Genomic DNA, 25,947 nt, shown 5'->3' with positions numbered 1-25,947 from the left:
GAATTCATTTTTTGCACCTCATCAGTTATTTAATTTATAACCTCTGAACGTGTCTAAAACTATTAAACCACTTCATGTGTTCTCCCTCTGCCTGTGGGAGAGGGCCGGGGTGAGGGCACCAGACCACACCCAACGCCTTCACATAACCATCATCCCCCTGACGCTTTGCTGTCACTTATCTGTAAACAAACAGTTATTTTTCTGTCATTCGAGCATGTCATGTTACCTCGCGAGCATAAAACGCGTGATATCGCGCATCCGGCACAATAAGAGAGATGACAATGACATCGTTACGACACACAGCTTTGGGTCTGGCACTGGGTCTGGCTTTTGCGACGAACGCAATGGCTGTCACCACCATTCCGTTCTGGCATTCTATGGAAGGGGAGTTGGGTAAAGAAGTCGACTCCCTGGCGCAACGCTTCAACGACACCCACCCGGATTACAAAATTGTGCCGGTGTACAAAGGTAACTACGAGCAGAGCCTGAGCGCGGGCATTGCCGCTTTCCGTACCGGTAACGCGCCTGCGTTGTTACAGGTTTATGAAGTGGGTACCGCCACCATGATGGCCTCTAAAGCCATCAAACCCGTGTACGAAGTCTTTAAAGATGCAGGCATCAACTTCGACGAATCTCAGTTCGTGCCGACGGTGGCGGGTTACTACACAGATTCTAAAACCGGTCACCTGCTGTCTCAGCCATTCAACAGCTCCACGCCGGTGCTGTACTACAACAAAGACGCCTTTAAGAAAGCCGGTTTAGACCCGGAGCAGCCACCAAAAACCTGGCAGGATCTGGCCGAGTACACCGCGAAGCTGAAAGCGGCGGGTATGAAGTGCGGTTACGCCAGCGGCTGGCAGGGCTGGATCCAGATTGAAAACTTCAGCGCCTGGCACGGTCTGCCAGTTGCCACCAAAAACAACGGTTTTGACGGCACTGACGCGGTACTGGAGTTCAACAAGCCAGAGCAGGTGAAACACATTGCGCTGCTGGAGGCACTGAACAAGAAGGGCGATTTCAGCTACTTCGGTCGTAAAGACGAATCTACGGAGAAGTTCTACAACGGTGACTGTGCCATTACCACCGCGTCTTCTGGTTCGCTGGCGGATATCCGTCACTACGCCAAATTCAACTACGGCGTGGGCATGATGCCTTACGACGCTGATGTGAAAGGCGCGCCGCAGAACGCCATCATCGGCGGGGCGAGCCTGTGGGTGATGCAGGGTAAAGACAAAGGCACTTATAAAGGCGTGGCCGAGTTCCTCGACTTCCTGGCGAAGCCTGAGATTGCCGCAGAATGGCACCAGAAAACGGGCTACCTGCCAATCACCAAAGCCGCGTATGACCTGACCCGCGAGCAGGGCTTCTATGACAAGAACCCAGGGGCGGATATCGCCACGCGTCAGATGCTGAACAAGCCACCGTTGCCATTCACCAAAGGTCTGCGTCTGGGCAACATGCCGCAGATCCGCACCATCGTTGATGAAGAGCTGGAAAGCGTGTGGACCGGTAAGAAAACCCCACAGCAGGCGCTGGACTCTGCGGTAGAGCGCGGAAATCAGCTGCTGCGCCGCTTTGAGCAGTCGACAAAGTCTTAATCCTTTTACCCTCACCCTCGCCCTCTCCCAAAGGGAGAGGGAACTCATACACCCTCTCCCTTTGGGAGAGGGCTGGGGTGAGGGGAAATCAACCTGAGCTAATTTATGTCCTCATCCCGTCCCGTGTTTCGTTCGCGCTGGCTGCCGTATTTGCTGGTCGCGCCGCAACTGGTCATCACCGTTATCTTCTTTATCTGGCCTGCGGGCGAAGCGCTGTGGTACTCGGTACAAAGTGTCGATCCGTTCGGGCTTTCCAGCCAGTTTGTCGGCCTGGATAACTTCGCGGCCCTGTGGCACGACAGCTACTACATCGACGCCTTCTGGACGACGATCAAATTCAGCACGCTGGTTACCGTGAGCGGCCTTATCGCCTCGCTGTTTTTTGCCGCGCTGGTGGATTATGTGGTGCGCGGCAGCCGTCTCTATCAGACGCTGATGCTGTTACCTTACGCTGTGGCCCCTGCGGTTGCTGCCGTGCTGTGGATCTTCCTGTTTAACCCAGGGCGCGGGTTGATTACCCACTTCCTCGCGGAATTTGGTGTTGAGTGGAACCACGCACAGAACAGCGGTCAGGCCATGTTCCTGGTGGTGTTTGCCTCAGTATGGAAGCAGATCAGCTACAACTTCCTGTTCTTCTTTGCCGCGCTGCAATCCATTCCGCGTTCGCTGGTAGAAGCTGCGGCGATTGATGGTGCAGGCCCGGTTCGCCGCTTCTTCAGACTGTCGTTGCCGCTGATCGCCCCGGTGAGTTTCTTCCTGCTGGTGGTTAACCTTGTGTACGCCTTCTTCGATACCTTCCCGGTGATCGACGCTGCGACCGCTGGTGGCCCGGTACAGGCGACGACCACGCTGATCTACAAGATCTACCGCGAAGGTTTTGCCGGTCTGGATCTCTCAGCCTCCGCCGCGCAGTCGGTCGTGCTGATGTTCCTCGTCATCATCCTTACGGTGGTGCAGTTCCGTTATGTTGAAAGTAAGGTGCGCTACCAATGATTGAGAACCGTCGCGGGCTGACGATTTTCAGCCATACCATGCTGATTCTGGGCATTATCGTCATCCTGTTCCCGCTTTATGTGGCCTTTGTGGCCGCCACGCTGGACACCAAAGCGGTGTTTGATACGCCGATGACGCTGATCCCGGGCGGACATCTGTTCGAGAACATGGAAACCATCTGGACGCAGGGCGTGGGTGCCAACAGCGCACCATTCTGGCTGATGATGCTCAACAGCTTCATCATGGCGTTCGGTATTACGGTGGGCAAAATTACGGTGTCGATGCTATCTGCTTTTGCCATCGTCTGGTTCCGTTTTCCCCTGCGTAACCTGTTCTTCTGGATGATTTTCATCACCCTGATGCTGCCAGTGGAAGTCCGTATCTTCCCGACGGTGGAAGTGATTGCCAACCTGAATATGCTGGACAGCTACGCGGGCTTAACCTTGCCGCTGATGGCCTCGGCGACCGCTACTTTCCTGTTCCGTCAGTTCTTTATGACCCTGCCGGACGAACTGATTGAAGCGGCGCGTATCGACGGTGCTTCGCCGATGCGCTTCTTCCGCGACATCGTGTTGCCGCTGTCGAAAACCAACCTCGCGGCGCTGTTTGTGATCACCTTTATCTACGGCTGGAACCAGTACCTGTGGCCGCTGCTGATTATCCAGGACGTCAACCTCGGCACCGCCGTGGCGGGCATCAAAGGCATGATCGCCACCGGTGAAGGCACCACCCTCTGGAACCAGGTCATGGCGGCGATGCTGCTCACCCTTATCCCCCCGGTCGTAATCGTTTTAGCCATGCAGCGTGCGTTTGTGCGTGGTTTAGTGGACAGTGAGAAATAAGATGGCAGGACTGAAACTTCAGGCAGTAACCAAAAGCTGGGACGGCAAAACCCAGGTCATTCAGCCGCTCACGCTTGATGTGGCGGACGGAGAGTTCATTGTGATGGTCGGCCCGTCTGGCTGTGGCAAATCGACGCTGTTGCGTATGGTGGCCGGGCTGGAACGCGTGACCTCCGGCGATATCTGGATTGACCGCCAGCGCGTCACCGAGATGGAGCCGAAAGACAGGGGCATCGCGATGGTGTTCCAGAACTATGCCCTTTACCCGCACATGAGCGTGGAAGAGAACATGGCCTGGGGGCTGAAAATTCGCGGTATGGGCAAAAGCCATATCGACGAGCGGGTGAAAGAAGCGGCACGCATTCTGGAGCTGGACGGTTTGCTGAAGCGCCGCCCACGTGAGCTTTCCGGCGGCCAGCGTCAGCGCGTGGCGATGGGACGTGCCATCGTGCGCGACCCGGCGGTATTCCTGTTCGACGAACCACTCTCCAACCTGGATGCCAAACTGCGCGTGCAGATGCGCCTTGAGCTGCAACAATTGCATCGCCGTCTGAAAACAACATCCCTGTACGTGACCCACGATCAGGTGGAGGCCATGACCCTCGCCCAGCGGGTGATGGTGATGAACAAAGGCATCGCCGAGCAGATTGGCACCCCGGTGGAAGTGTATGAGAAACCGGCCACCCGCTTTGTGGCGAGCTTTATCGGCAGCCCGGCGATGAACCTGCTGGAAGGCCATATCAGCAACGCGGGCACGCACTTTGAGCTGGAAAGCGGGATGGCCATCCCGATCAACTGGTACTATCGTGGCTACGCCGGGCGTAAAATGACGCTCGGTATCCGCCCGGAGCATATCGGTTTAACTTCTCAGGCGGAAGGCGGCGTGCCGTTGGTGATGGACACGCTGGAGATGCTGGGGGCAGATAACCTGGCGCACGGACGGTGGGGCGAGCAAAAACTGGTGGTGCGTCTGGCACACCAGGAACGCCCTAAAGCAGGCAGCACGCTGTGGCTGCATTTGCCGGAAAATCACCTGCACTTCTTTGACGGTGAAACAGGACAACGAGTATGAGCAACTGGCCTTATCCCCACATCGTCGCCCACCGTGGCGGCGGTAAACTGGCACCGGAAAATACCCTGGCGGCGATCGACATGGGGGCGCGTTACGGTCATACGATGATCGAGTTCGACGCCAAACTGTCGAAAGACGGCGAAATTTTCCTGCTGCACGATGACAACCTCGAACGCACCAGCAACGGCTGGGGCGTAGCAGGGGAGTTGCCGTGGCGTGACCTGCTGAACGTGGATGCCGGAAGCTGGTACAGCGGCGAATTCAAGGGCGAACCGCTGCCGCTGCTGGCGAACGTAGCAGACCGCTGTCGTCAACACGGGATGATGGCTAACATCGAAATCAAACCGACCACGGGCACCGGGCCACTGACGGGCAAAGCGGTTGCGCTGGCTGCTCGTGAGCTGTGGGAAGGAATGACCGCACCGCTGCTGTCGTCGTTTGAAATTGACGCACTGGAAGCGGCGCAGGCTGCTGTGCCGGAGCTGCCGCGCGGGCTGCTGCTGGACGAATGGCGTGAAGACTGGCGCGAGCTGACGTCCCGCTTAGCCTGTGTGTCTATCCACCTGAACCACTCGCTGCTGGATGAAGCACGGGTGAAGATGTTGAAAGCGGCGGGTCTGCATATTCTGGTTTACACCGTCAACAAACCCCAGCGTGCGGCTGAGCTGCTGCGCTGGGGAGTGGACTGCATCTGTACCGATGCAATTGATCTGATTGGCCCGAATTTTAGTTCTGTGGATTAAGCATACTGCCATTCGACTGCGGCGGCAGCATATGCTGCTGACCGCTACTTTGGGTTGTTCCCCCGCCTAACATGCCGCCGTTATGGTTTGGCAACGGCTGCTCACGTACCTGGCCCTGCTGAATGCGCTGGGTATTGGCATCCATCTGGTTTTGCAGGCCCTGCTGCTGCATCTGGGTCTGCATTTTCAGCTGCTGGTTCAGCATCCCTTTTTGCTGCTGCTGTTGGCTCATCATCTCCGTTTGCATACGCTGCTGGCTGGGAATGACATAACCCTGCTGGTTCGGGTTATTCAGGGTATTCAGGGGCTGTGCGAGCGCGGTAAAGGGTATCAGTGCTGCAATGATCAAAAGCTGTTTCACGGTTGTCTCCTCCTTCTGAGGCTTTTCTTAAGTTTACCCTGAATCCGGCATAACGATGATTTTTTAGGAGTTGTGAACCAGGCTTAACCGGGGAATATGGATCCCTTCACCTGGAGAACAATAATGATGAAACCAACGTTTTTGCGCTGGGTAGCGATCGCCGCACTGATGGCAGGCGGCACATTTAGCGTGGCGGCCAACCCGCCTGCGGCTCCACCAGTGTCCTACGGCGTGGAAGAAGATGTTTTTCATCCCGTGCGGGCGACACATGGCATGGTGGCGTCGGTGGACGCGCTGGCAACGAAAGTCGGTGTCGATATTCTTAAGCAGGGGGGTAACGCGGTAGATGCCGCCGTTGCGGTGGGATATGCGCTGGCGGTAACACACCCGCAGGCGGGTAACCTGGGCGGTGGTGGTTTTATGATGCTGCGAACCAAAGACGGGAAAACCACGGCTATCGATTTCCGTGAAATGGCACCCAATCAGGCCTCCCGGGATATGTTCCTTGACGCTCAGGGCAACCCGGACAGTAAAAAATCCCTGACCTCGCATCTTGCCTCCGGTACGCCGGGCACCGTTGCGGGCTTCTCGCTGGCGCTGGAAAAATACGGCACGATGCCGCTGAACAAAGTGGTGCAGCCTGCAATTAAGCTGGCGCGCGACGGTTTTGTGGTGAATGACGCGCTGGCGGACGATCTCAAAACCTACGGCAGCGAAGTCATCCCTCAGCATGAAAACAGTAAAGCGATCTTCTGGAAAAACGGCGAGCCGCTGAAGCAGGGTGACCAACTGGTGCAAAAGAACCTCGCGAAAAGCCTTGAGCTGATAGCGGAGCACGGCCCGGATGCTTTCTACAAAGGGGCGATTGCCGACCAGATTGCCGACGAAATGAAAAAGAACGGCGGGCTTATCACCAAAGTGGATCTGGCGGAGTACAAGGCGGTAGAGCGCACCCCCATCAGCGGGGAGTATCGCGGGTATCAGGTTTACTCCATGCCGCCACCGTCCTCCGGGGGCATTCATATCGTGCAGATCCTCAACATCCTTGAAAACTTCGATATGCACAAGTTTGGCTTTGGCAGTGCGGATGCCATGCAGGTGATGGCGGAGGCGGAAAAGCATGCCTACGCTGACCGCTCGGAATACCTCGGTGACCCGGACTTTGTGAAGGTACCGTGGCAGGCGTTAACCAATAAAGCCTACGCCAAATCCATTGCCGATCAGATCGACATCAACAAGGCTAAACCGTCCAGTGAGATCCGCCCAGGCAAGCTGGCCCCGTACGAAAGCAACCAGACCACCCACTTCTCGGTGGTGGATAAAGACGGTAATGCGGTAGCGGTGACCTACACGCTCAACACCACCTTTGGTACCGGGATTGTGGCGGGCAACAGCGGCATTCTGATGAACAACGAGATGGACGACTTCTCCGCCAAACCGGGCGTGCCAAACGTCTACGGGCTGGTAGGCGGTGATGCTAACGCCGTCGGGCCGAAGAAACGGCCGCTGTCGTCGATGTCGCCAACCATCGTGGTGAAAGACGGTAAAACCTGGCTGGTGACCGGCAGCCCTGGTGGTAGCCGTATCATTACCACCGTGCTGCAGATGGTGGTGAACAGCATTGATTTTGGGATGAACGTCGCCGAAGCGACCAATGCTCCACGCTTCCACCATCAGTGGCTGCCGGATGAACTGCGCGTCGAGAAAGGCTTTAGCCCGGACACGATCAAACTGCTGGAGCAGCGCGGACAGAAAGTGGCGGTGAAAGAGGCGATGGGCAGTACCCAGAGCATTATGGTCGGGCCGGACGGCGCGCTGTTTGGGGCATCGGACCCGCGTTCGGTGGATGATTTGACGGCGGGGTACTGATTTTTCCCTTCACCCTAACCCTCTCTCCATAGGGGAGAGGGCCGGGGTGAGGGGGAAATGAACTACTTCATCCGCGCCATATAATACGCGTCCACATACTCGCCGTTGCGCAGCCCGTAGCGCTTGCCAGTGCCTTCAATCTCAAACCCGTGTTTCTTGTAGACCGCAATCGCCGGTTCGTTATCCACAAACACCGTCAGCTCAATACGGTCGACGCGCAGCCAGTTGTCGCACATATCAATCATGGTGCGTATCAGTGCGCTGGCGACGCCACGGTTTTGCCACTGTGCATCAACGCAGATACCGAAATCGGCGACGTGGCTACGGCGTGGGCGCTGGGCGACATCAATAGTGAGATGCCCGACCACGATATCGTCAATGCAGGCAACCAGCTGCTTAATACCCGGCTGGTCGCCTAGCCGCATTTGCCACATTTCCATTGAAGGATGAGGAACCTGTAGCGTGTTGTGGTACACCTCCGGCTGGGAATGGATCTGACGAATGGCATCGTAATCTTTTGGTTCAGCGTGGCGTATCACTATCTCACTCATTCCTTCATCCTCAGTCAGTTAAACGTCCCTTCCAACATCAATGACTTTAAAAATTGCGTCAACTGCTATTTTTTGCAAAAAAGATTGGACAAGTGCGAATGAGAATGATTATTATTGCTTCGCGTTCAGGAAGACCTCTACGGGAACCTGAAAGCACGACATTGCTCACATTGCTTCCAGTATTACTTTAGCCAGCTTCTAGCTGGCTTTTTTTTGCCTGTTTTTCTCCCTCTCCCTGTGGGAGAGGGGTGGGGTGAGGGCAAAACTTGCGCTACTGTATCTCACAGTAACCTTAAAAAGGACTGAGCCATGACCCTGAACTGTGCATTTATCGGATTTGGTAAAAGCACCATGCGTTACCATCTTCCGTATGTTCTCCACCGTAAAGACCGCTGGCACGTTGCCCACATTTACCGGCGCAGCGCGAAGCCAGAAGAGCAATCTCCGCAGTACTCTCATATTCATTTCACCAGCGATCTTGATGAGGTTTTAAACGATCCACAGGTACAGCTGATGATCGTTTGTACCCACGCCGACAGCCATTTTGACTACGCCAAACGCGCGCTCGAAGCAGGCAAAAACGTGCTGGTGGAAAAACCGTTTACCCCAACGCTTGCCGAAGCGAAAACCCTGTTTGCGCTGGCGAAAAGCAAAGGGCTGACCGTTACGCCATACCAGAATCGCCGTTTTGACAGCTGCTTCCTGACGGCGAAAAAGGCCATTGAGAGCGGTAAGCTCGGCGATATCGTTGAGATTGAAAGCCATTTCGATTACTTCCGCCCGGTGGCGGAAACCAAACCCGGCCTGCCGCAGGACGGTGCATTTTATGGTCTGGGTGTACACACCATGGATCAAATTATCTCTCTGTTTGGTCGCCCGGACCATGTGGCGTATGACATCCGCAGCCTGCGCAATAACGCTAACCCGGACGATACCTTTGAAGCACAGCTGTTTTACGGCGACCTGAAAGCTATCGTTAAAACCAGCCATCTGGTGAAAATCGACTACCCGAAATTTATCGTTCACGGTACCAGAGGCTCGTTTATCAGGTACGGCATCGACCAGCAGGAAACCAGCCTGAAGGCCAATATTATGCCAGGTGAACCGGGCTTTGCGGCGGATGATTCGGTGGGCGTGCTGGAGTATGTGAATGACGCAGGCGTGACGGTCAGGGAAGAGTTGAAACCTGAAACGGGTGACTATGGTCGCGTCTATGATGCACTGTTTGAGACGATCAGCAACGGTGCGCCGAATTACGTCAAGGAATCTGACGTTCTGACTAACCTCGAAATCCTTGAACGGGCCTTTGCTCAGGCTTCTCCTGCCACGGTAACCCTCGCAAAATAAGCAAATATAGCTCCTCTGTACTTGTTCACAATTTTTGAACAGAGGAGTCAATTTTCACCCTCTATGATCCCAGGCGGTTTGCGTCCACACTTAGTCCATCGAAACGAACTGAGGGTGAAAACAATGATCTACTTACGCAAAGCAAACGAACGTGGTCACGCGAATCATGGCTGGCTGGACTCATGGCATTCATTCTCGTTTGCTGACTATTATGACCCGAACTTCATGGGCTTCTCTGCACTGCGCGTGATTAACGACGACGTGATTGATGCAGGCCAGGGCTTCGGTACCCACCCGCACAAAGACATGGAAATCCTGACCTATGTGCTGGAAGGGGCGGTTGAGCACCAGGACAGCATGGGCAACAAAGAGCAGGTTCCGGCGGGTGAGTTCCAGATTATGAGCGCAGGTACCGGGGTGCGTCACTCTGAGTACAACCCAAGCAAAACTGACCGTCTGCGTCTGTATCAAATCTGGATCATTCCGGAAGAAACCGGCATCACGCCGCGCTACGAACAGCGTCGCTTCGACGCCGAGCAGGGTAAACAGCTGGTACTGTCCCCGGATGCGCGTGAAGGCTCCCTGAAAGTGCATCAGGATATGGAGCTGTATCGCTGGGCACTGGCGAAAGATGAACAGTCTGTGCATCAGATTGCCGCCAACCGCCGCGTGTGGATCCAGGTGGTGAAAGGCGAAGTGACCATTAATGGTACCAAAGCCACCACCAGCGATGGTCTGGCTATCTGGGATGAGCAGGCACTGTCTGTACATGCCGACAGCGAAAGCGAAATTCTGCTGTTTGATTTACCTCCGGTATAAATAATTGCTCAACCTTCCCTTTAAACGGGGAAGGTTGAGCTTTGTCCGTGATAAACTGAGCAAATCTCTCACTCAAGATTTCTCAGGACGATGAAAAAGAAACGCCCCGTACTTCAGGATGTCGCCGATCGCGTTGGTGTGACCAAAATGACGGTCAGCCGTTTTTTACGTAACCCGGAACAGGTTTCCGTGGCGTTGCGTGGCAAGATTGCTGCAGCCCTTGATGAACTGGGTTATATCCCCAACCGCGCACCCGATATACTCTCCAATGCGACCAGCCGTGCGGTGGGCGTCCTCCTGCCTTCCTTAACCAACCAGGTTTTCGCCGAAGTGTTACGCGGTATTGAAAGCGTGACGGATGCCTTTGGTTACCAGACCATGCTCGCTCACTACGGGTACAAGCCGGAACTGGAAGAAGAACGTCTTGAATCGATGCTTTCCTGGAACATCGACGGCCTGATTTTAACCGAACGTACTCACACCCCACGCACGCTGAAGATGATTGAAGTGGCAGGGATCCCGGTGGTGGAGCTGATGGACAGCCAGTCGCCGTGCCTCGATATTGCCGTTGGCTTTGATAACTTCGAAGCGGCGCGCCAGATGACGGCAGCGATCATCGCGCGCGGCCATCGCCATGTGGCTTACCTGGGGGCGCGTCTGGATGAGCGTACTATCATCAAACAGAAAGGATACGAGCAGGCGATGCTCGACGCGAATTTAACCCCGTACAGCGTAATGGTGGAGCAATCGTCCTCCTATACGTCGGGGATTGAACTGATGCGCCAGGCACGACGTGAGTACCCGCAACTGGACGGTATTTTCTGTACCAACGATGACCTTGCGGTTGGTGCGGCGTTCGAATGCCAGCGTCTGGGGCTGAAGATCCCGGACGATATGGCGATTGCCGGTTTCCACGGTCATGACATCGGCCAGGTGATGGAACCGCGTCTGGCGAGCGTCCTGACACCGCGTGAACGCATGGGCCGCATTGGTGCAGAACGCCTGCTGGCGCGCATTCGTGGTGAGGTGGTTACCCCCAAAATGTTAGATTTAGGTTTCACCTTGTCACCGGGTGGATCTATTTGAGCTGACAAATTTGAAGTAGCTCACAGTTATTCACTTCACGCACGTTTGGATATTGCTTCTCTTTTGCCCCGGCAGGACAATGTTACCGATAACTGTTACCCGTAACAATTGACTGAGGGACACCCTTTGAGCACGACTAATCATGATCACCACGTTTACGTCCTGATGGGCGTTTCCGGTAGCGGTAAATCTGCCGTAGCAAGCGAAGTGGCGCATCAACTCCATGCCGCGTTTCTTGATGGCGACTTCCTCCATCCACGCAGCAACATCATGAAAATGGCCGCAGGCGAGCCGCTGAACGACGACGACCGCAAACCGTGGTTGCAGGCGCTGAACGATGCTGCCTTTGCGATGCAGCGCACCAACGAAGTCTCTTTGATTGTGTGTTCCGCGCTGAAAAAAACCTACCGCGACCTGCTGCGTGACGGTAATCCGAACCTCTCTTTCATCTACCTGAAAGGGGATTTCGGGGTGATTGAAAGCCGCCTGAAGGCGCGTAAAGGGCACTTCTTCAAAACCCAGATGCTGGTGACGCAGTTCGACGCGCTGCAGGAGCCGGGTGCGGATGAGAAAGATGTTTTAGTGGTTGATATCGATCAGTCACTGGAAGGTGTTGTTGCCAGCACCATCGGGGTTATTACTAAAAGGCAGTAAGTTGTGAGTACATTAACGCTTGTTTTAACAGCAGTGGGTTCTGTGTTGCTGCTGCTGTTTTTAGTGATGAAGGCGCGTATGCATGCTTTCGTTGCTTTGATGGTGGTTTCTATTGGTGCAGGTCTCTTTTCCGGTATGCCGCTCGATAAAATCGCAGCGACGATGGAAAAAGGGATGGGCGGCACGCTGGGTTTCCTGGCGATTGTGGTCGCGCTGGGCGCGATGTTTGGCAAGATTTTGCATGAGACGGGCGCAGTCGATCAGATTGCCGTCAGGATGTTGAAATCGTTCGGGCACAGCCGCGCACACTACGCGATTGGCCTGGCCGGTCTGATTTGTGCGTTACCGCTGTTCTTTGAGGTGGCGGTGGTGCTGCTGATTAGCGTGGCGTTCTCAATGGCACGTCATACCGGTACCAACCTGGTGAAGCTGGTCATTCCGCTGTTTGCGGGTGTGGCCGCTGCCGCAGCGTTCCTGCTGCCGGGGCCTGCCCCGATGCTGCTGGCGTCGCAGATGCACGCTGACTTTGGCTGGATGATCCTGATTGGCCTGTGTGCGGCGATCCCGGGCATGATTATTGCCGGTCCGCTGTGGGGCAATTTTATCAGCCGCTACGTTGAGCTGCACATTCCGGATGACGTTACTGAGCCGCATCTGGGCGAAGGTAAAATGCCGTCCTTCGGTTTCAGCCTGTCGTTGATCCTGCTGCCGCTGGTGCTGGTGGGTCTGAAAACCATCGCCGCGCGTTTCGTGCCGGTAGGGTCTACCGCGTATGAATGGTTTGAGTTTATCGGCCATCCATTCACTGCGATCCTGGTGGCGTGTCTGGTCGCCATTTATGGCCTGGCGATGCGTCAGGGTATGCCGAAAGACAGGGTGATGGAGATCTGCGGTCACGCGCTGCAGCCTGCGGGCATCATTCTGCTGGTGATCGGTGCGGGTGGTGTGTTCAAGCAGGTGCTGGTGGATTCTGGCGTGGGCCCGGCTCTGGGCGAAGCGCTGACAGGTATGGGCCTGCCGATTGCAGTGACCTGCTTCGTGCTGGCGGCCGCGGTGCGTATCATTCAGGGTTCCGCAACCGTAGCCTGTTTAACCGCCGTGGGTCTGGTGATGCCGGTGATTGAACAGCTGAACTACTCCGGTGCGCAGATGGCGGCGCTGTCTATCTGTATTGCAGGTGGCTCGATTGTGGTGTCCCACGTGAACGACGCTGGTTTCTGGCTGTTCGGTAAATTTACCGGAGCCACCGAAGCGCAAACCCTGAAAACCTGGACGCTGATGGAAACCATCCTCGGCACTACGGGTGCGATTGTCGGGATGATTGCGTTTACGCTGCTGAGCTAACTACAGGGTAAAAGTAAAACGACAATCTTAGATTGTCGTTTTTAGTGTTTGCTCCCTCTCCCTGTGGGTGTACGGTCCGGGGTGAGGGCATCAGACCGCAGAGGTTGGATTTACAACTGCACGACACCCTCATTAGTTCGCAGCCAGCGTGGCGCTTTCAGCGTACCGCTGTAAAACGCCACAAGATCCTGCAATAAATCTCCCGCAATTCTCTCATCACGCGCCGACAAAGTACGGCTCAGCAGCAGCTGCGTTAACAGCTGGCAATATTGCCCAAGCTGATCGCTTTCCGGCTCGAAGAGTGGCACGTCAAGCGGCAGGTCATCCACCGTCAGGCTTGCTTTTACATGTTCAGGAACAGGCTCAAGCAGCGTTGGCTGGAGCAGGGCGAGGCAGGCGGAAAGCCGTCCGCATAGCGCCATCTTTTGTGCCGGATCTTCACATTCAACCAGCACGTCTACGAATCGCTCGCAGTTGTCCGCCAGTTCGGTGAAATCGGTAGTGTGATCGAATGGGGTAGTGAATAAAGAGTGAGAAAAGCCAGGGGTAGTAGTCATATGACCGCCTCCAAAGAGTAGTTTTTATCCACCACTGGAGAGGCTAATCTCGCTGGTGGCGGAACCGAGCAGGGTTAGCCTTACCGGCCTCTTCGGATACCGGTGCGTCTTGCGACGCCCCCGCTCGGCCCACCCTTGGAGTGTAGCTAAGCGCGCGACACAAAAATACTTGTGTCACCGAAGAAGTCTGGCAGGAGGCTAATCCTGACGCCTGATTTTGCAGGCGCGGCAAGAAGATACTGCTTTGCCGATCGGGTGGCAAGAGAGGCTCTGGAAGGCGGCTCGCAAAACGAAGGATTATTTTTGAGGAGTGCGGCCTGATTGCCCTCACCCCGGCCCTCTCCCACGGGGAGAGGGAGCAAACATTAAAAATGGTCACGCAGTGGCCATTTTGCTTTTACCTAGCCCTTCATCCACGCCCGAATGCCATCCAGGAACATCTGCGTTGCCATCATCACCAGAATCAACCCCATCAGGCGCTCCAGCGCGTTCACCCCTTTCTCACCCAGCAGACGCAGGAACAAAGACGACTGCAGCAGAATGATAAACGTCCCGCCCCAGGCGATCAGTAACGCAATCACCAGATGGCTCATCTGATTCGGGTATTGATGTGAAAGCAGCATCAGCGTCGCCAGGATCGTCGGCCCGGCCACCAGTGGGATTGCCAGCGGTACGATGAACGGCTCTTCACCCGCAGGCAGACCGCTACTGCCCCCTTCGGCACTCGGGAAAATCATCTTGATGGCAATCAGGAACAGAATAATCCCGCCGGAAATTGAAACCGTTTCAGCGCGCAAATTCAGGAATGCGAGGATTTTTTCGCCCGCAAACAGGAAGATAAACATCACCAGCAGAGCGATGAGCAGCTCGCGGATCATGATCGCCCGACGGCGCTTCGGCTCGGTGTGCTTCAGCACGGACATGAAGATAGGCAGGTTTCCGAGTGGATCCATAATCAGGATCAACAAAACCGCGGCGGAAATGATTTCACTCATCTTTAAATTATCCCTGATACTTAGTAGTGTTATTCCGATGATTAGCTCTTTTTCTGATTGCCGGGCAATCATCGATTAATTTTGCTTGCAGCTTTGGCAGCATTTTGTAATGTGAAGCATATCCCAGTTCAATACTGGCTTGCACAACAGCACACACCCTCTGCAGGAAAAAATGCTATGAAAAACGTTGGTTTTATCGGCTGGCGCGGTATGGTCGGCTCTGTACTCATGCAACGCATGGTTGAAGAGCGCGATTTCGACGCCATCCGCCCGGTCTTCTTCTCCACTTCCCAGCTTGGCCAGGCTGCGCCTTCCTTTGGCGGCACCACTGGTACGTTGCAGGATGCTTTCGATCTGGAAGCGCTGAAGGCACTCGACATTATTGTCACTTGCCAGGGCGGCGATTATACCAACGAAATCTATCCAAAGCTGCGTGAAAGCGGCTGGCAGGGTTACTGGATTGACGCAGCCTCTTCGCTGCGCATGAAAGACGATGCCATCATCATTCTCGACCCGGTTAACCAGGACGTGATCACCGACGGCCTGAACAAAGGGGTGAAAACCTTTGTTGGTGGTAACTGCACCGTCAGCCTGATGCTGATGTCTCTGGGCGGCCTGTTCGCGCAGGATCTGGTGGAGTGGGTGTCCGTGGCGACATACCAGGCGGCTTCCGGTGGCGGTGCGCGCCATATGCGTGAGCTGCTGACCCAGATGGGCCAGTTGCACGACAGCGTCGCACATGAGCTGGCAAACCCGGCGTCCGCTATTCTCGATATCGAACGTAAAGTCACTCAACTGACCCGTAGCGGTGAGCTGCCAGTCGACAACTTCGGCGTACCGCTGGCCGGTGGTCTGATCCCGTGGATCGACAAACAGCTGGATAACGGCCAGACCCGCGAAGAGTGGAAGGGCCAGGCCGAGACCAACAAAATCCTCGCCACCGCGAACACCATTCCGGTTGACGGACTGTGCGTACGTATCGGTGCGCTGCGCTGCCACAGCCAGGCGTTCACCATCAAACTGAAAAAAGATGTGTCTATCCCGACCGTGGAAGAGCTGCTGGCTGCACACAACCCGTGGGCGAAAGTGGTACCAAACGATCGCGATATCACCATGCGTGAACTGACCCCGGCTGCCGTGACCGGCACGTTGACCACGCCGGTTGGTCGTCTGCGTAAGTTGAATATGGGGCCGGAGTTCTTGTCCGCCTTCACCGTTGGCGACCAGCTCTTGTGGGGTGCAGCCGAACCGTTGCGCCGCATGCTGCGCCAGCTGGCGTAATAATGTGTTAACTACCGGGGGTGATTTTCACCCCCTTTTTTTGCGTACTACATGGAGTAAAGCGTAGATGTCTTATTTTTTATCTGGAGGAGTAACGTCGTTGGCTATGCTTTAAGGAAGATTGATTTCTCACCTGAGGGTAGGGCGGAGCAGAGAGGATAGGCTGCACCGTTCAGGTCACATTAAAAGTCGTCCGGCGCGCTTAAAAAGGGCGACATAAAAACAGGATGAATACCATGTCTGATCGTGTGGATAGAGACGTGATTAATGCGCTTATTGCGGGTCATTTTGCCGACCCCTTTTCTGTGCTTGGGATGCACCGTACAGAGGTGGGACTGGAGGTTCGGGCACTGTTACCGGATGCTACAGAAGTCTGGGTGATTGAACCCAAAACCGGACGTAAAGTGGGCAACCTGGAGTGTATTGACTCGCGAGGCTTCTTTTCTGGCGTAATGCCCCGTCGTAAAAACCCATTTCGTTATCAGCTCGCCGTTATCTGGCACGGCCAGCAAAATCTGATTGATGATCCCTACAGCTTTGGCCCTCTCTTACAGGAGATGGACGCCTGGCTGTTGTCTGAAGGTACCCATCTGCGACCTTATGAAACGCTGGGTGCTCATGCTGATACGATGGATGGCATCACCGGCACGCGTTTTTCCGTGTGGGCCCCCAACGCCCGTCGCGTCTCCGTTGTCGGGCAGTTCAACTACTGGGATGGTCGTCGTCACCCGATGCGCCTGCGCCGCGAAACCGGCATCTGGGAACTGTTTATCCCCGGCGCACATAACGGCCAGCTCTATAAATTCGAGATGATTGACGCGCACGGCAAGCTGCGGATTAAAGCCGACCCTTACGCCTTCGAAGCGCAGATGCGCCCGGATACGGCCTCGCTGATTTGCGGGCTGCCGGAAAAGATTATCCAGAGCGAAGAGCGCAAGCAGGCCAACCGCTTTGATGCGCCAATCTCCGTCTATGAAGTGCATCTTGGTTCCTGGCGTCGCCACACCGATAACAACTTCTGGCTGAGCTACCGTGAACTGGCCGATCAGCTGGTGCCTTACGCTAAATGGATGGGCTTTACCCACCTGGAACTGTTGCCAGTTAACGAACACCCGTTCGACGGGAGCTGGGGCTATCAGCCTACCGGGCTGTATGCGCCGACACGCCGCTTCGGCACGCGCGATGACTTCCGCTACTTCATCAATGCTGCACATGCCGCCGGGCTGAATGTGATCCTCGACTGGGTGCCTGGCCATTTCCCGTCTGACGATTTTGGTCTGTCTGAGTTTGATGGCACCCGACTGTACGAACACAGCGACCCGCGTGAAGGTTATCACCAGGACTGGAACACGCTGATTTACAACTACGGTCGCCGCGAAGTGGCGAACTACCTCGTCGGGAATGCGCTGTACTGGATTGAGCGTTTTGGCATTGATGCCCTGCGCGTCGATGCGGTGGCGTCGATGATCTACCGCGACTACAGCCGTAAACAAGGGGAGTGGATCCCGAACGAGTTTGGTGGCCGTGAAAACCTGGAGGCGATTGAGTTTCTGCGCAACACGAACCGCATTATTGGTGAGCAGGTTGATGGTGCGGTGACGATGGCGGAAGAGTCGACGGACTTCGCCGGGGTATCCCGACCCGCGTCAATGGGCGGGCTGGGGTTCTGGTACAAATGGAACATGGGCTGGATGCACGACACGCTCGACTATATGAAGCTCGACCCGGTTCACCGTAAGTACCATCACGAGAAGCTCACCTTCGGGATGCTCTACAACTACACCGAAAACTTCATGCTGCCGCTGTCACACGACGAAGTCGTCCACGGCAAAAAATCCATTCTCGACCGCATGCCGGGCGATGCATGGCAGAAATTCGCCAACCTGCGCGCTTACTACGGCTGGATGTTTGCCTTCCCGGGCAAAAAGCTGCTGTTTATGGGCAATGAATTTGCTCAGGGACGCGAATGGAACCATGACGCCAGCCTCGACTGGCATCTGCTGGAAGGCGGAGACAACTGGCACCACGGTGTGCAGCGCCTGGTACGCGACCTGAACCTGACCTACCGTCATCATAAAGCGCTGCATGAACTCGACTTCGATCCCTACGGCTTTGAATGGCTGGTGGTGGACGATCACGAGCGCTCGGTATTTGTCTTCGTGCGCCGTGATAAAGCGGGCAATGAAATTATTGTCGCCAGCAACTTCACGCCAGTTACGCGCGAACATTACCGCTTCGGCGTTAACCAGACCGGTAAATGGCGCGAAATCGTGAATACGGATTCCATGCACTACCACGGCAGCAACGCGGGTAATGGCGGTCTGGTGCAGAGTGATGCCATTGAAAGCCACGGACGCCCGAACTCGATTAGCCTCACGCTGCCGCCGCTGAGTACTATCTGGCTGGTTCGGGAGGGGGAATGACACAACTTACGGCAGGTCAACCCGAACCGCTCGGGGCGCATTTTGATGGAAAGGGTGTGAACTTCACCCTCTTTTCTGCTCATGCGGAGCGGGTTGAACTTTGTGTGTTTGACGGCGAAGGCAACGAGCACCGTTACGACCTGCCGTCGCGTACCGGGGAGACCTGGCACGGCTACCTGGCCGGTGGACGGCCAGGGATGCATTACGGTTTTCGCGTTCACGGTCCGTGGGAGCCTTCACAGGGACACTGGTTTAACCCGGCGAAGTTGCTGCTCGATCCGTGCGCCCAACGTGTGGATGGTCATCTGATCGACGATCCAGTGTTACACATTGGCTACGGTGAACCCGATCACCGGGACAGCGCACCCCTCGCACCAAAAAGTGTGGTGGTCAATGAACTGTACGACTGGGAAGGAGATGAGCCTCCCCGAACGCCGTGGGGCCGCACTGTCATTTATGAAGCTCATGTTAAAGGACTGACGAATCTTCACCCGTCGATCCCCAAAGAGATCCGCGGGACCTATAAGGCGCTCGCGCATCCGGTGATGATCGCTTACTTAAAGCATCTGGGGATCACCGCGCTGGAGCTGCTGCCCGTGGCACATTTTGTCAGTGAACCCCGCCTGCAACGACTTGGGCTGAGCAACTACTGGGGCTACAACCCGCTGGCGATGTTCGCACTTGAACCGCGCTATGCAGTGCATCCTGATAAGGCGCGGGATGAGTTTCGTGATGCGGTGAAAGCGCTGCATGAAGCGGGTATTGAGGTCATTCTGGATGTGGTGTTGAACCACAGCGCGGAAAGCGATCTTGATGGCCCCACGCTCTCCCTGCGCGGAATTGATAACCGTAGCTATTATTGGATCAGAGAAGATGGCAATTACTACAACTGGACCGGTTGCGGTAATACGCTGAATCTCAGCCACCCGGCGGTGACGCATTATGCGTATGAATGCCTGAAATATTGGGTAGAAACGTTCCACATCGACGGCTTTCGTTTCGATTTAGCCTCAGTCATGGGACGTACACCCGCCTTCAGCCAGCAGGCACCGCTGTTTGAGGCGATAAAAAACTGTCCGGTGCTCTCACAGGTGAAGCTGATTGCCGAGCCGTGGGACATTGGCGAAGGTGGTTATCAGGTGGGGAATTTCCCGCCGATGTTTGCCGAATGGAACGATCACTATCGCGATGCCTCGCGCCGCTTCTGGCTGGAGCGAAATTTACCGCTGGGTGAATTCGCCGGGCGCTTTGCCGCATCCAGTGACCTGTTTAAACGCGACGGTAAATTACCCTCCGCCACCATCAATCTGGTGACGGCGCACGATGGCTTCACGCTTCGCGACTGCGTTTGTTTCAATCAGAAACACAATGAGGCGAACGGTGAGGAGAATCGCGATGGCACTAACAATAACCATAGCTTTAATCATGGTATAGAAGGATTAGGTGGAAGCCTCGACGTCATTGAGCGACGGCGCGACAGCGTGCATGCACTGCTGACGACATTGCTGCTGTCGCAAGGTACGCCGATGCTACTGGCGGGCGATGAACACGGCCACAGTCAGCATGGTAACAACAATGCCTATTGTCAGGACAACAGCCTGACCTGGCTTGAATGGGAGCAGGCAAACAGCGGCCTGGTGCATTTTACGGCGGCGTTGATCCGCCTTCGTCAGTCCATTCCCGCATTGACGGCAAACCAGTGGTGGGAAGAGGGCGATGGCAGTGTTGTCTGGTTGAACAAAGAGGCTCAGCCGTTGAGCGCACAAGAGTGGCAAAGCGGCATGCCCTGTCTACAAATCCTGCTTTCGGAACGCTGGCTTATCACGTTAAACGCCACGCAGGATGTGGTTAATTTTGTATTACCTGGTGGGGCATGGCATGCCATCCCCCCATTTGCCGGAGAGGATAATCCGGTCGTCATGGCAGTCTGGCATGGGCCTGCGCACGGAGTTTGCGTATTCCAGAGATGATAAAAAAGGAGTTAGTCATGGTTAGATTAGATAAGAACGATCCGTTAATGTTGGCGCGCCAGCTACCATTAAAATCTGTTGCCCTCATACTTGCGGGTGGTCGCGGCACGCGTTTGAAAGATTTAACAATTAAGCGAGCCAAACCTGCCGTCCACTTCGGCGGTAAATTCCGTATTATCGATTTTGCACTGTCAAACTGTCTGAACTCGGGTATCCGCCGTATCGGTGTGATCACGCAGTATCAATCCCACACGCTGGTGCAACACATTCAACGTGGCTGGTCTTTCTTTAGCGAACAGATGAACGAGTTTGTCGATTTGCTCCCCGCGCAACAGCGTGTACACGGTGAAAACTGGTATCGCGGGACCGCGGATGCGGTGACACAAAACCTCGACATCATTCGCCGTTATCATGCGGAATACATCGTGATCCTGGCGGGGGACCATATCTATAAGCAGGACTACTCCCGCATGTTGATTGACCATGTCGAAAAAGGAGCGCGTTGCACCGTGGCCTGCATGCCTGTGCCTGTTGAGGAGGCAAAAGCGTTTGGCGTGATGGCGGTGGACGAGAACGATAAAATTATTGAGTTCGTTGAAAAACCCGCTAACCCACCGTCAATGCCGGGTGATGCCACCAAATCGCTTGCCAGTATGGGTATCTATGTCTTTGATGCCGATTACCTTTATGAATTGCTGGAAGCCGACGACGTGGACGAAAATTCCAGCCATGACTTCGGTAAGGATATCATCCCGAAAATCACCAAAGCTGGCATGGCATATGCACATCCTTTCCCGCTGTCCTGTGTGCAGTCCGATCCGAGTTCAGAACCGTACTGGCGCGATGTTGGAACGCTGGAAGCCTACTGGAAAGCGAACCTGGACCTGGCCTCCGTCACGCCTGAGCTGGATATGTACGACCAGGACTGGCCGATCCGCACGCATATGGAATCGTTGCCTCCGGCGAAGTTCGTCCAGGACCGCTCCGGTAGCCACGGCATGACGCTGAACTCGCTGGTTTCTGGCGGGTGCATTATCTCTGGCTCGGTGGTGGTGCAGTCCGTGCTATTCCCCCGCGTGCGTGTTAACTCATTTTGTAATATCGACTCGGCAGTATTGTTGCCGGATGTCTGGGTAGGGCGTTCATGTCGCCTGCGTCGTTGCGTTATTGACCGTGCCTGCGTCATTCCTGAAGGCATGGTGATTGGCGAAAACGCGGAAGAGGATGCACGTCGTTTCTACCGCTCAGAAGAGGGGATCGTGTTGGTGACACGAGAAATGCTGCGGAAACTGCAGGTCAAACAGGAGCGATAATGCAGGTTTTACATGTGTGCTCAGAGATGTTCCCGTTGTTAAAAACGGGCGGTCTGGCGGATGTCATCGGTGCGTTACCGGCGGCGCAAATTGCTGCCGGTATTGATGCTCGTGTGGTGTTACCCGCTTTTCCTGATATCCGACGTGGCATTCCTGATGCGCAGGTTGTTACCCGCCGCGAGACGTTCGCCGGGCGTATCACCCTGCTGTTTGGACATTACAATGGCGTAGGAATTTACCTGATTGACGCGCCGCACCTGTATGAGCGCCCAGGGAGTCCGTACCACGATACTAACCTGTTTGCTTACCCGGATAACGTGCTGCGCTTTGCGCTGCTCGGCTGGGTGGGCGCAGAAATGGCCAGCGGTCTGGATCCTTTCTGGCGTCCCGATGTGGTACACGCCCACGACTGGCACGCCGGGCTTGCTCCGGCGTATCTGGCGGCGCGCGGCCACCCGGCCAAATCGGTGTTCACGGTACACAACCTGGCGTATCAGGGCATGTATTATGCCCATCATATGAATGACATCGAATTGCCCTGGTCGTTCTATAACATACACGGGCTGGAGTTTAAGGGACAAATTTCCTTCCTGAAAGCGGGGTTGTACTACGCCGATCACATTACGGCGGTCAGTCCAACCTATGCCCGTGAAATCACGGAGGCGCAGTTTGGTTATGGTCTTGAAGGGCTGCTGAGCCAGCGACACCGTGAAGGACGCCTGTCAGGGATCCTGAACGGCGTCGATGAAAAAATCTGGAACCCGGAAACCGATCTTCTGCTGGCTTCACGCTATGGCCGTGATTCGGTCGAAGACAAAGCCGAAAACAAACGCCAGTTGCAAATTGCAATGGGCCTGAAGGTGAACGACAAAGTACCGTTGTTCGCCGTGGTCAGCCGCCTGACCAGCCAGAAAGGGCTGGATCTGGTGCTGGAAGCCCTGCCGGGGTTACTGGAGCAGGGAGGGCAACTCGCGCTGCTCGGTGCGGGTGACCCGGTGTTGCAGGAAGGTTTCCTTGCCGCCGCAGCGGAATATCCGGGGCAGGTTGGGGTTCAGATTGGCTATCACGAAGCGTTTTCGCACCGCATTATGGGTGGTGCAGACGTCATTCTGGTGCCAAGCCGCTTTGAACCTTGTGGCCTGACGCAGCTGTACGGTCTGAAATACGGCACGCTGCCGCTGGTTCGACGTACAGGGGGGCTGGCGGATACGGTTTCCGACAGTTCTCTGGAAAACCTGGCGGATGGTATCGCCAGTGGGTTTGTTTTTGAAGACAGTAATGCCTGGTCGTTGCTACGAGCGATTCGGCGTGCTTTCGTATTATGGTCCCGCCCTTCCTTATGGCGTTACGTTCAACGTCAGGCGATGGGCATGGACTTTAGCTGGCACGTTGCGGCGCAGTCATACCGCGATCTTTATCAACGCTTGATGTAACGAGGCGGAGTCACTGATATGAATGCACCTTTTAGCTACTCTTCACCAACACTCAGCGTTGAGGCGTTAAAGCACTCCATCGCCTACAAGCTGATGTTCACCATCGGGAAAGATCCGGTCATTGCTAACAAACATGAGTGGCTGAACGCCACTCTGTTTGCGGTGCGTGACCGTTTAGTCGAACGCTGGTTGCGCTCAAACCGCGCCCAGCTCTCACAAGAAACGCGTCAGGTTTATTACCTGTCGATGGAGTTTTTGATTGGCCGCACCCTTTCCAACGCGCTGTTGTCGCTCGGTATTTATGACGACGTGAAAAACGCGCTGGAAGAGATGGGGCTGGATTTAGAAGAACTGATTGACGAAGAAAACGACCCGGGCCTCGGTAACGGTGGTCTGGGGCGTCTTGCGGCCTGTTTCCTGGACTCGCTGGCGACGCTGGCGCTGCCGGGGCGTGGCTACGGTATTCGCTATGACTACGGGATGTTCAAACAGAACATCGTTGACGGACGTCAGAAAGAGTCTCCGGACTACTGGCTGGAGTACGGCAACCCGTGGGAGTTCAAACGCCACAACACGCGCTACAAAGTACGCTTTGGTGGGCGTATTCAACAGGAAGGGAAAAAGTCCCGCTGGGTTGAAACCGAAGAGATCCTGGCGGTGGCTTATGACCAGATCATTCCAGGCTACGACACCGATGCCACCAACACGTTGCGCCTGTGGAGCGCACAGGCCAGTAGCGAGATCAACCTCGGTAAGTTTAACCAGGGCGACTATTTCGCGGCGGTGGAAGATAAAAACCACTCCGAGAACGTTTCCCGTGTGCTTTACCCGGACGACTCGACCTACTCCGGGCGTGAGCTGCGTCTGCGTCAGGAGTATTTCCTTGTCTCCTCGACGGTACAGGACATCCTTAACCGTCACTACCAGTTGCACAAAACCTACAAAAATCTGGCGGAGAAAACCGCTATTCACCTTAACGACACCCATCCGGTGTTGTCGATCCCTGAGTTGATGCGTCTGTTGATTGATGAGCATAAGTTCAGCTGGGATGACGCGTTTGACGTGACCTGTCAGGTTTTCTCGTACACCAACCACACGCTGATGAGCGAAGCGCTGGAAACCTGGCCGGTGGATATGCTCGGTAAAATTCTGCCGCGCCATCTGCAGATTATCTTTGAGATCAACGACTACTTCCTCAAGACGGTGCAGGAGCAGTATCCGAACGATACCGGCCTGCTGAGCCGTACCTCGATCATTGATGAGTCGAACGGCCGTCGTGTGCGTATGGCCTGGCTGGCGGTGGTGATCAGCCACAAGGTGAACGGGGTGTCTGAGCTGCACTCGAACCTGATGGTGCAGTCGCTGTTTGCCGATTTCGCGAAAATCTTCCCGACGCGTTTTTGCAACGTGACCAACGGCGTTACGCCGCGCCGCTGGCTGGCGCTGGCAAACCAGCCGTTGTCTGAGGTGCTGGATGCCAACATTGGTCGTACCTGGCGGACGGATTTAGGTCAACTGGGCGAGCTTGAACAGCACATTGATTTCCCGACGGTGAACAAAGCCGTGCGTGAAGCCAAGCTGTTAAACAAAAAGCGGCTGTCGGTCTGGCTTGCGCTGCACCTGAATGTGGTGGCTAACCCAAAAGCGCTGTTCGATGTGCAGATCAAGCGTATCCACGAGTACAAACGCCAGTTGATGAACGTGCTGCATGTGATCACTCACTACAACCGTATCAAGGCCGATCCGACGCTGGACTGGGTACCACGCGTGAAAATCTTTGCCGGTAAGGCGGCTTCTGCCTATTACATGGCGAAACACATAATTCACCTCATCAACGATGTCGCGAAGGTGGTGAACAACGATCCTGAGATTGGCGATAAGCTGAAAGTGGTGTTTATCCCGAACTACAGCGTGAGCCTGGCGCAGCTGATCATTCCGGCGGCGGATCTCTCTGAGCAGATCTCAACGGCCGGTACGGAAGCGTCCGGAACCAGTAACATGAAGTTTGCCCTCAACGGCGCGCTGACCATCGGCACGCTGGACGGTGCTAACGTCGAGATGCTGGAGCATGTGGGAGCGGATAACATCTTTATCTTCGGTAATACAACGGAAGAGGTGGAGGAACTGCGCAAGCAGGGCTACAAGCCGCGTGAGTGTTACGAGCAGGACGATGAGTTGCGCCAGGTGCTGACGCAGATCGCCACCGGATTGTTCAACCCAGAAGAGCCAGGCCGCTACCGTGACCTGGTGGATTCGCTGATTAACTTTGGCGATCACTATCAGGTGCTGGCGGATTATCGCAGTTATGTGGATTGCCAGGACAAGGTGGACGAACTGTACCGTCACCAGGAGAAGTGGACCAGTGCCGCGATGCACAACATCGCCAATATGGGGTACTTCTCGTCGGACAGAACCATCAAGGAGTATGCCGAGACTATCTGGCATATTGATCCGGTACGGTTGTAAAAACAAAACGGCAACACAAGTTGTAATGCTGGTCAGTTAAGCACTGTGGATAATTCCGTTCACCTTAATATCTGCAGAAAATAATACGCTCACAACCTGTGAACGGGATAAGGGGGCCACCGCGGCCCCCTTATCAATCCCCGCGGCCCCGCGGAGAAATCGGTGCTTCGCACTGCGCTCACCTCCCGACCCGCTGCCTGCGGTCGGCTCGACTCAAGATTACTCGTCCC

21 protein-coding genes are annotated in these 25,947 nt (G+C 55.3%); 17 read left to right on the top strand and 4 right to left on the bottom strand.

Going from position 1 to position 25,947, the window contains the following annotated elements:
* Positions 1-281: 281 nt before the first annotated feature.
* The 5 genes from ugpB to ugpQ all read left to right on the top strand — a co-directional run bounded on the left by ugpB (position 282) and on the right by ugpQ (position 5,248).
* Positions 282-1,598, top strand: coding sequence for a sn-glycerol-3-phosphate ABC transporter substrate-binding protein UgpB (ugpB, locus tag ACJ9N4_RS20225; RefSeq protein WP_182919067.1), 1,317 nt, complete (start codon positions 282-284; stop codon positions 1,596-1,598).
* A 105-nt stretch (positions 1,599-1,703) separates the two neighbouring features.
* Positions 1,704-2,591: a sn-glycerol-3-phosphate ABC transporter permease UgpA gene (gene ugpA, locus ACJ9N4_RS20220; RefSeq protein WP_182272930.1), complete on the top strand. Its 888-nt coding sequence runs from the start codon at positions 1,704-1,706 to the stop codon at positions 2,589-2,591.
* The gene (ugpE, locus tag ACJ9N4_RS20215; protein ID WP_182272929.1) at positions 2,588-3,433 is read left to right on the top strand and encodes a sn-glycerol-3-phosphate ABC transporter permease UgpE; all 846 of its coding nucleotides are present in this window, start codon (positions 2,588-2,590) and stop codon (positions 3,431-3,433) included. Before ugpA ends, ugpE begins: the two co-directional genes overlap by 4 nt.
* 1 nt (position 3,434) lies before the next feature.
* The gene (locus tag ACJ9N4_RS20210) at positions 3,435-4,505 is read left to right on the top strand and encodes a sn-glycerol-3-phosphate import ATP-binding protein UgpC (RefSeq protein WP_182272928.1); all 1,071 of its coding nucleotides are present in this window, start codon (positions 3,435-3,437) and stop codon (positions 4,503-4,505) included.
* Positions 4,502-5,248, top strand: coding sequence for a glycerophosphodiester phosphodiesterase (ugpQ, locus tag ACJ9N4_RS20205; protein WP_182919066.1), 747 nt, complete (start codon positions 4,502-4,504; stop codon positions 5,246-5,248). The genes ACJ9N4_RS20210 and ugpQ overlap by 4 nt, the downstream gene beginning before the upstream one ends.
* On the opposite strand, the gene ACJ9N4_RS20200 is transcribed toward ugpQ, so the two are convergent.
* The gene (locus ACJ9N4_RS20200; RefSeq protein WP_182272926.1) at positions 5,232-5,609 is read right to left on the bottom strand and encodes a DUF2756 family protein; all 378 of its coding nucleotides are present in this window, start codon (positions 5,607-5,609) and stop codon (positions 5,232-5,234) included. The genes ugpQ and ACJ9N4_RS20200 overlap by 17 nt on opposite strands.
* Positions 5,610-5,732: 123 nt before the next feature.
* Between ACJ9N4_RS20200 and ggt the strand changes: the two genes are divergently transcribed.
* Positions 5,733-7,478, top strand: a complete 1,746-nt coding sequence (gene ggt, locus ACJ9N4_RS20195; protein WP_411500733.1) for a gamma-glutamyltransferase — start codon at positions 5,733-5,735, stop codon at positions 7,476-7,478.
* A 62-nt stretch (positions 7,479-7,540) separates the two neighbouring features.
* Here the strand turns inward: ggt and yhhY are convergent, their stop codons facing one another.
* Complete coding sequence (yhhY, locus tag ACJ9N4_RS20190; protein WP_182272924.1) at positions 7,541-8,029, bottom strand: N-acetyltransferase; 489 nt, start codon at positions 8,027-8,029, stop codon at positions 7,541-7,543.
* Positions 8,030-8,338: 309 nt separating this feature from the next.
* On the opposite strand from yhhY, the gene ACJ9N4_RS20185 reads away from it, so the two are divergent.
* The 5 genes from ACJ9N4_RS20185 (at position 8,339) to gntU (ending at position 13,279) form a co-directional block, all read left to right on the top strand.
* Complete coding sequence (locus ACJ9N4_RS20185) at positions 8,339-9,376, top strand: oxidoreductase (RefSeq protein ID WP_411500732.1); 1,038 nt, start codon at positions 8,339-8,341, stop codon at positions 9,374-9,376.
* 123 nt (positions 9,377-9,499) lie between these two features.
* Positions 9,500-10,195: a pirin family protein gene (locus tag ACJ9N4_RS20180; protein WP_182272922.1), complete on the top strand. Its 696-nt coding sequence runs from the start codon at positions 9,500-9,502 to the stop codon at positions 10,193-10,195.
* 90 nt (positions 10,196-10,285) lie between these two features.
* Positions 10,286-11,281 (top strand): gluconate operon transcriptional repressor GntR, encoded by a 996-nt coding sequence (gene gntR, locus ACJ9N4_RS20175; protein ID WP_152082572.1) that lies wholly within the window; start codon positions 10,286-10,288, stop codon positions 11,279-11,281.
* Positions 11,282-11,407: 126 nt separating this feature from the next.
* Entirely contained in the window at positions 11,408-11,935 is a 528-nt protein-coding gene (gntK, locus tag ACJ9N4_RS20170) for a gluconokinase (protein ID WP_182272921.1), read from the top strand.
* 3 nt (positions 11,936-11,938) lie between these two features.
* Entirely contained in the window at positions 11,939-13,279 is a 1,341-nt protein-coding gene (gene gntU / locus ACJ9N4_RS20165; RefSeq protein WP_182272920.1) for a gluconate transporter, read from the top strand.
* Positions 13,280-13,389: 110 nt separating this feature from the next.
* Here the strand turns inward: gntU and ACJ9N4_RS20160 are convergent, their stop codons facing one another.
* Both ACJ9N4_RS20160 and yhgN read right to left on the bottom strand, forming a co-directional pair.
* Complete coding sequence (locus ACJ9N4_RS20160) at positions 13,390-13,836, bottom strand: hypothetical protein (protein ID WP_182272919.1); 447 nt, start codon at positions 13,834-13,836, stop codon at positions 13,390-13,392.
* Between the two features lie 401 nt (positions 13,837-14,237).
* The gene (gene yhgN / locus ACJ9N4_RS20155; RefSeq protein WP_014833576.1) at positions 14,238-14,831 is read right to left on the bottom strand and encodes an NAAT family transporter YhgN; all 594 of its coding nucleotides are present in this window, start codon (positions 14,829-14,831) and stop codon (positions 14,238-14,240) included.
* A 177-nt stretch (positions 14,832-15,008) separates the two neighbouring features.
* Between yhgN and asd the strand changes: the two genes are divergently transcribed.
* From asd to glgP, 6 genes are all read left to right on the top strand, one after another.
* Complete coding sequence (gene asd / locus ACJ9N4_RS20150) at positions 15,009-16,112, top strand: aspartate-semialdehyde dehydrogenase (RefSeq protein ID WP_182272918.1); 1,104 nt, start codon at positions 15,009-15,011, stop codon at positions 16,110-16,112.
* A 236-nt stretch (positions 16,113-16,348) separates the two neighbouring features.
* On the top strand, positions 16,349-18,535 hold the full coding sequence (glgB, locus tag ACJ9N4_RS20145; protein WP_182272917.1) for a 1,4-alpha-glucan branching enzyme: 2,187 nt from the start codon (positions 16,349-16,351) through the stop codon (positions 18,533-18,535).
* A complete protein-coding gene (gene glgX, locus ACJ9N4_RS20140) occupies positions 18,532-20,505 on the top strand; it encodes a glycogen debranching protein GlgX (RefSeq protein WP_182272916.1) in 1,974 nt (657 codons plus the stop codon). Before glgB ends, glgX begins: the two co-directional genes overlap by 4 nt.
* Positions 20,506-20,522: 17 nt before the next feature.
* Positions 20,523-21,818, top strand: a complete 1,296-nt coding sequence (gene glgC, locus ACJ9N4_RS20135; RefSeq protein WP_182919062.1) for a glucose-1-phosphate adenylyltransferase — start codon at positions 20,523-20,525, stop codon at positions 21,816-21,818.
* Positions 21,818-23,251, top strand: coding sequence for a glycogen synthase GlgA (glgA, locus tag ACJ9N4_RS20130; RefSeq protein ID WP_182272914.1), 1,434 nt, complete (start codon positions 21,818-21,820; stop codon positions 23,249-23,251). The genes glgC and glgA overlap by 1 nt, the downstream gene beginning before the upstream one ends.
* Before the next feature lie 18 nt (positions 23,252-23,269).
* Positions 23,270-25,717, top strand: a complete 2,448-nt coding sequence (gene glgP, locus ACJ9N4_RS20125; RefSeq protein WP_182272913.1) for a glycogen phosphorylase — start codon at positions 23,270-23,272, stop codon at positions 25,715-25,717.
* Positions 25,718-25,947: the final 230 nt, after the last annotated feature.

The organism is Enterobacter sp. LM3 (assembly GCF_046622475.1).
GTDB classification, from domain to species: Bacteria; Pseudomonadota; Gammaproteobacteria; order Enterobacterales; family Enterobacteriaceae; genus Enterobacter; species Enterobacter cloacae_P.
Note: the sequence above shows the minus strand (reverse complement) of the source record. Positions and strands in the feature narration are given on the sequence as shown.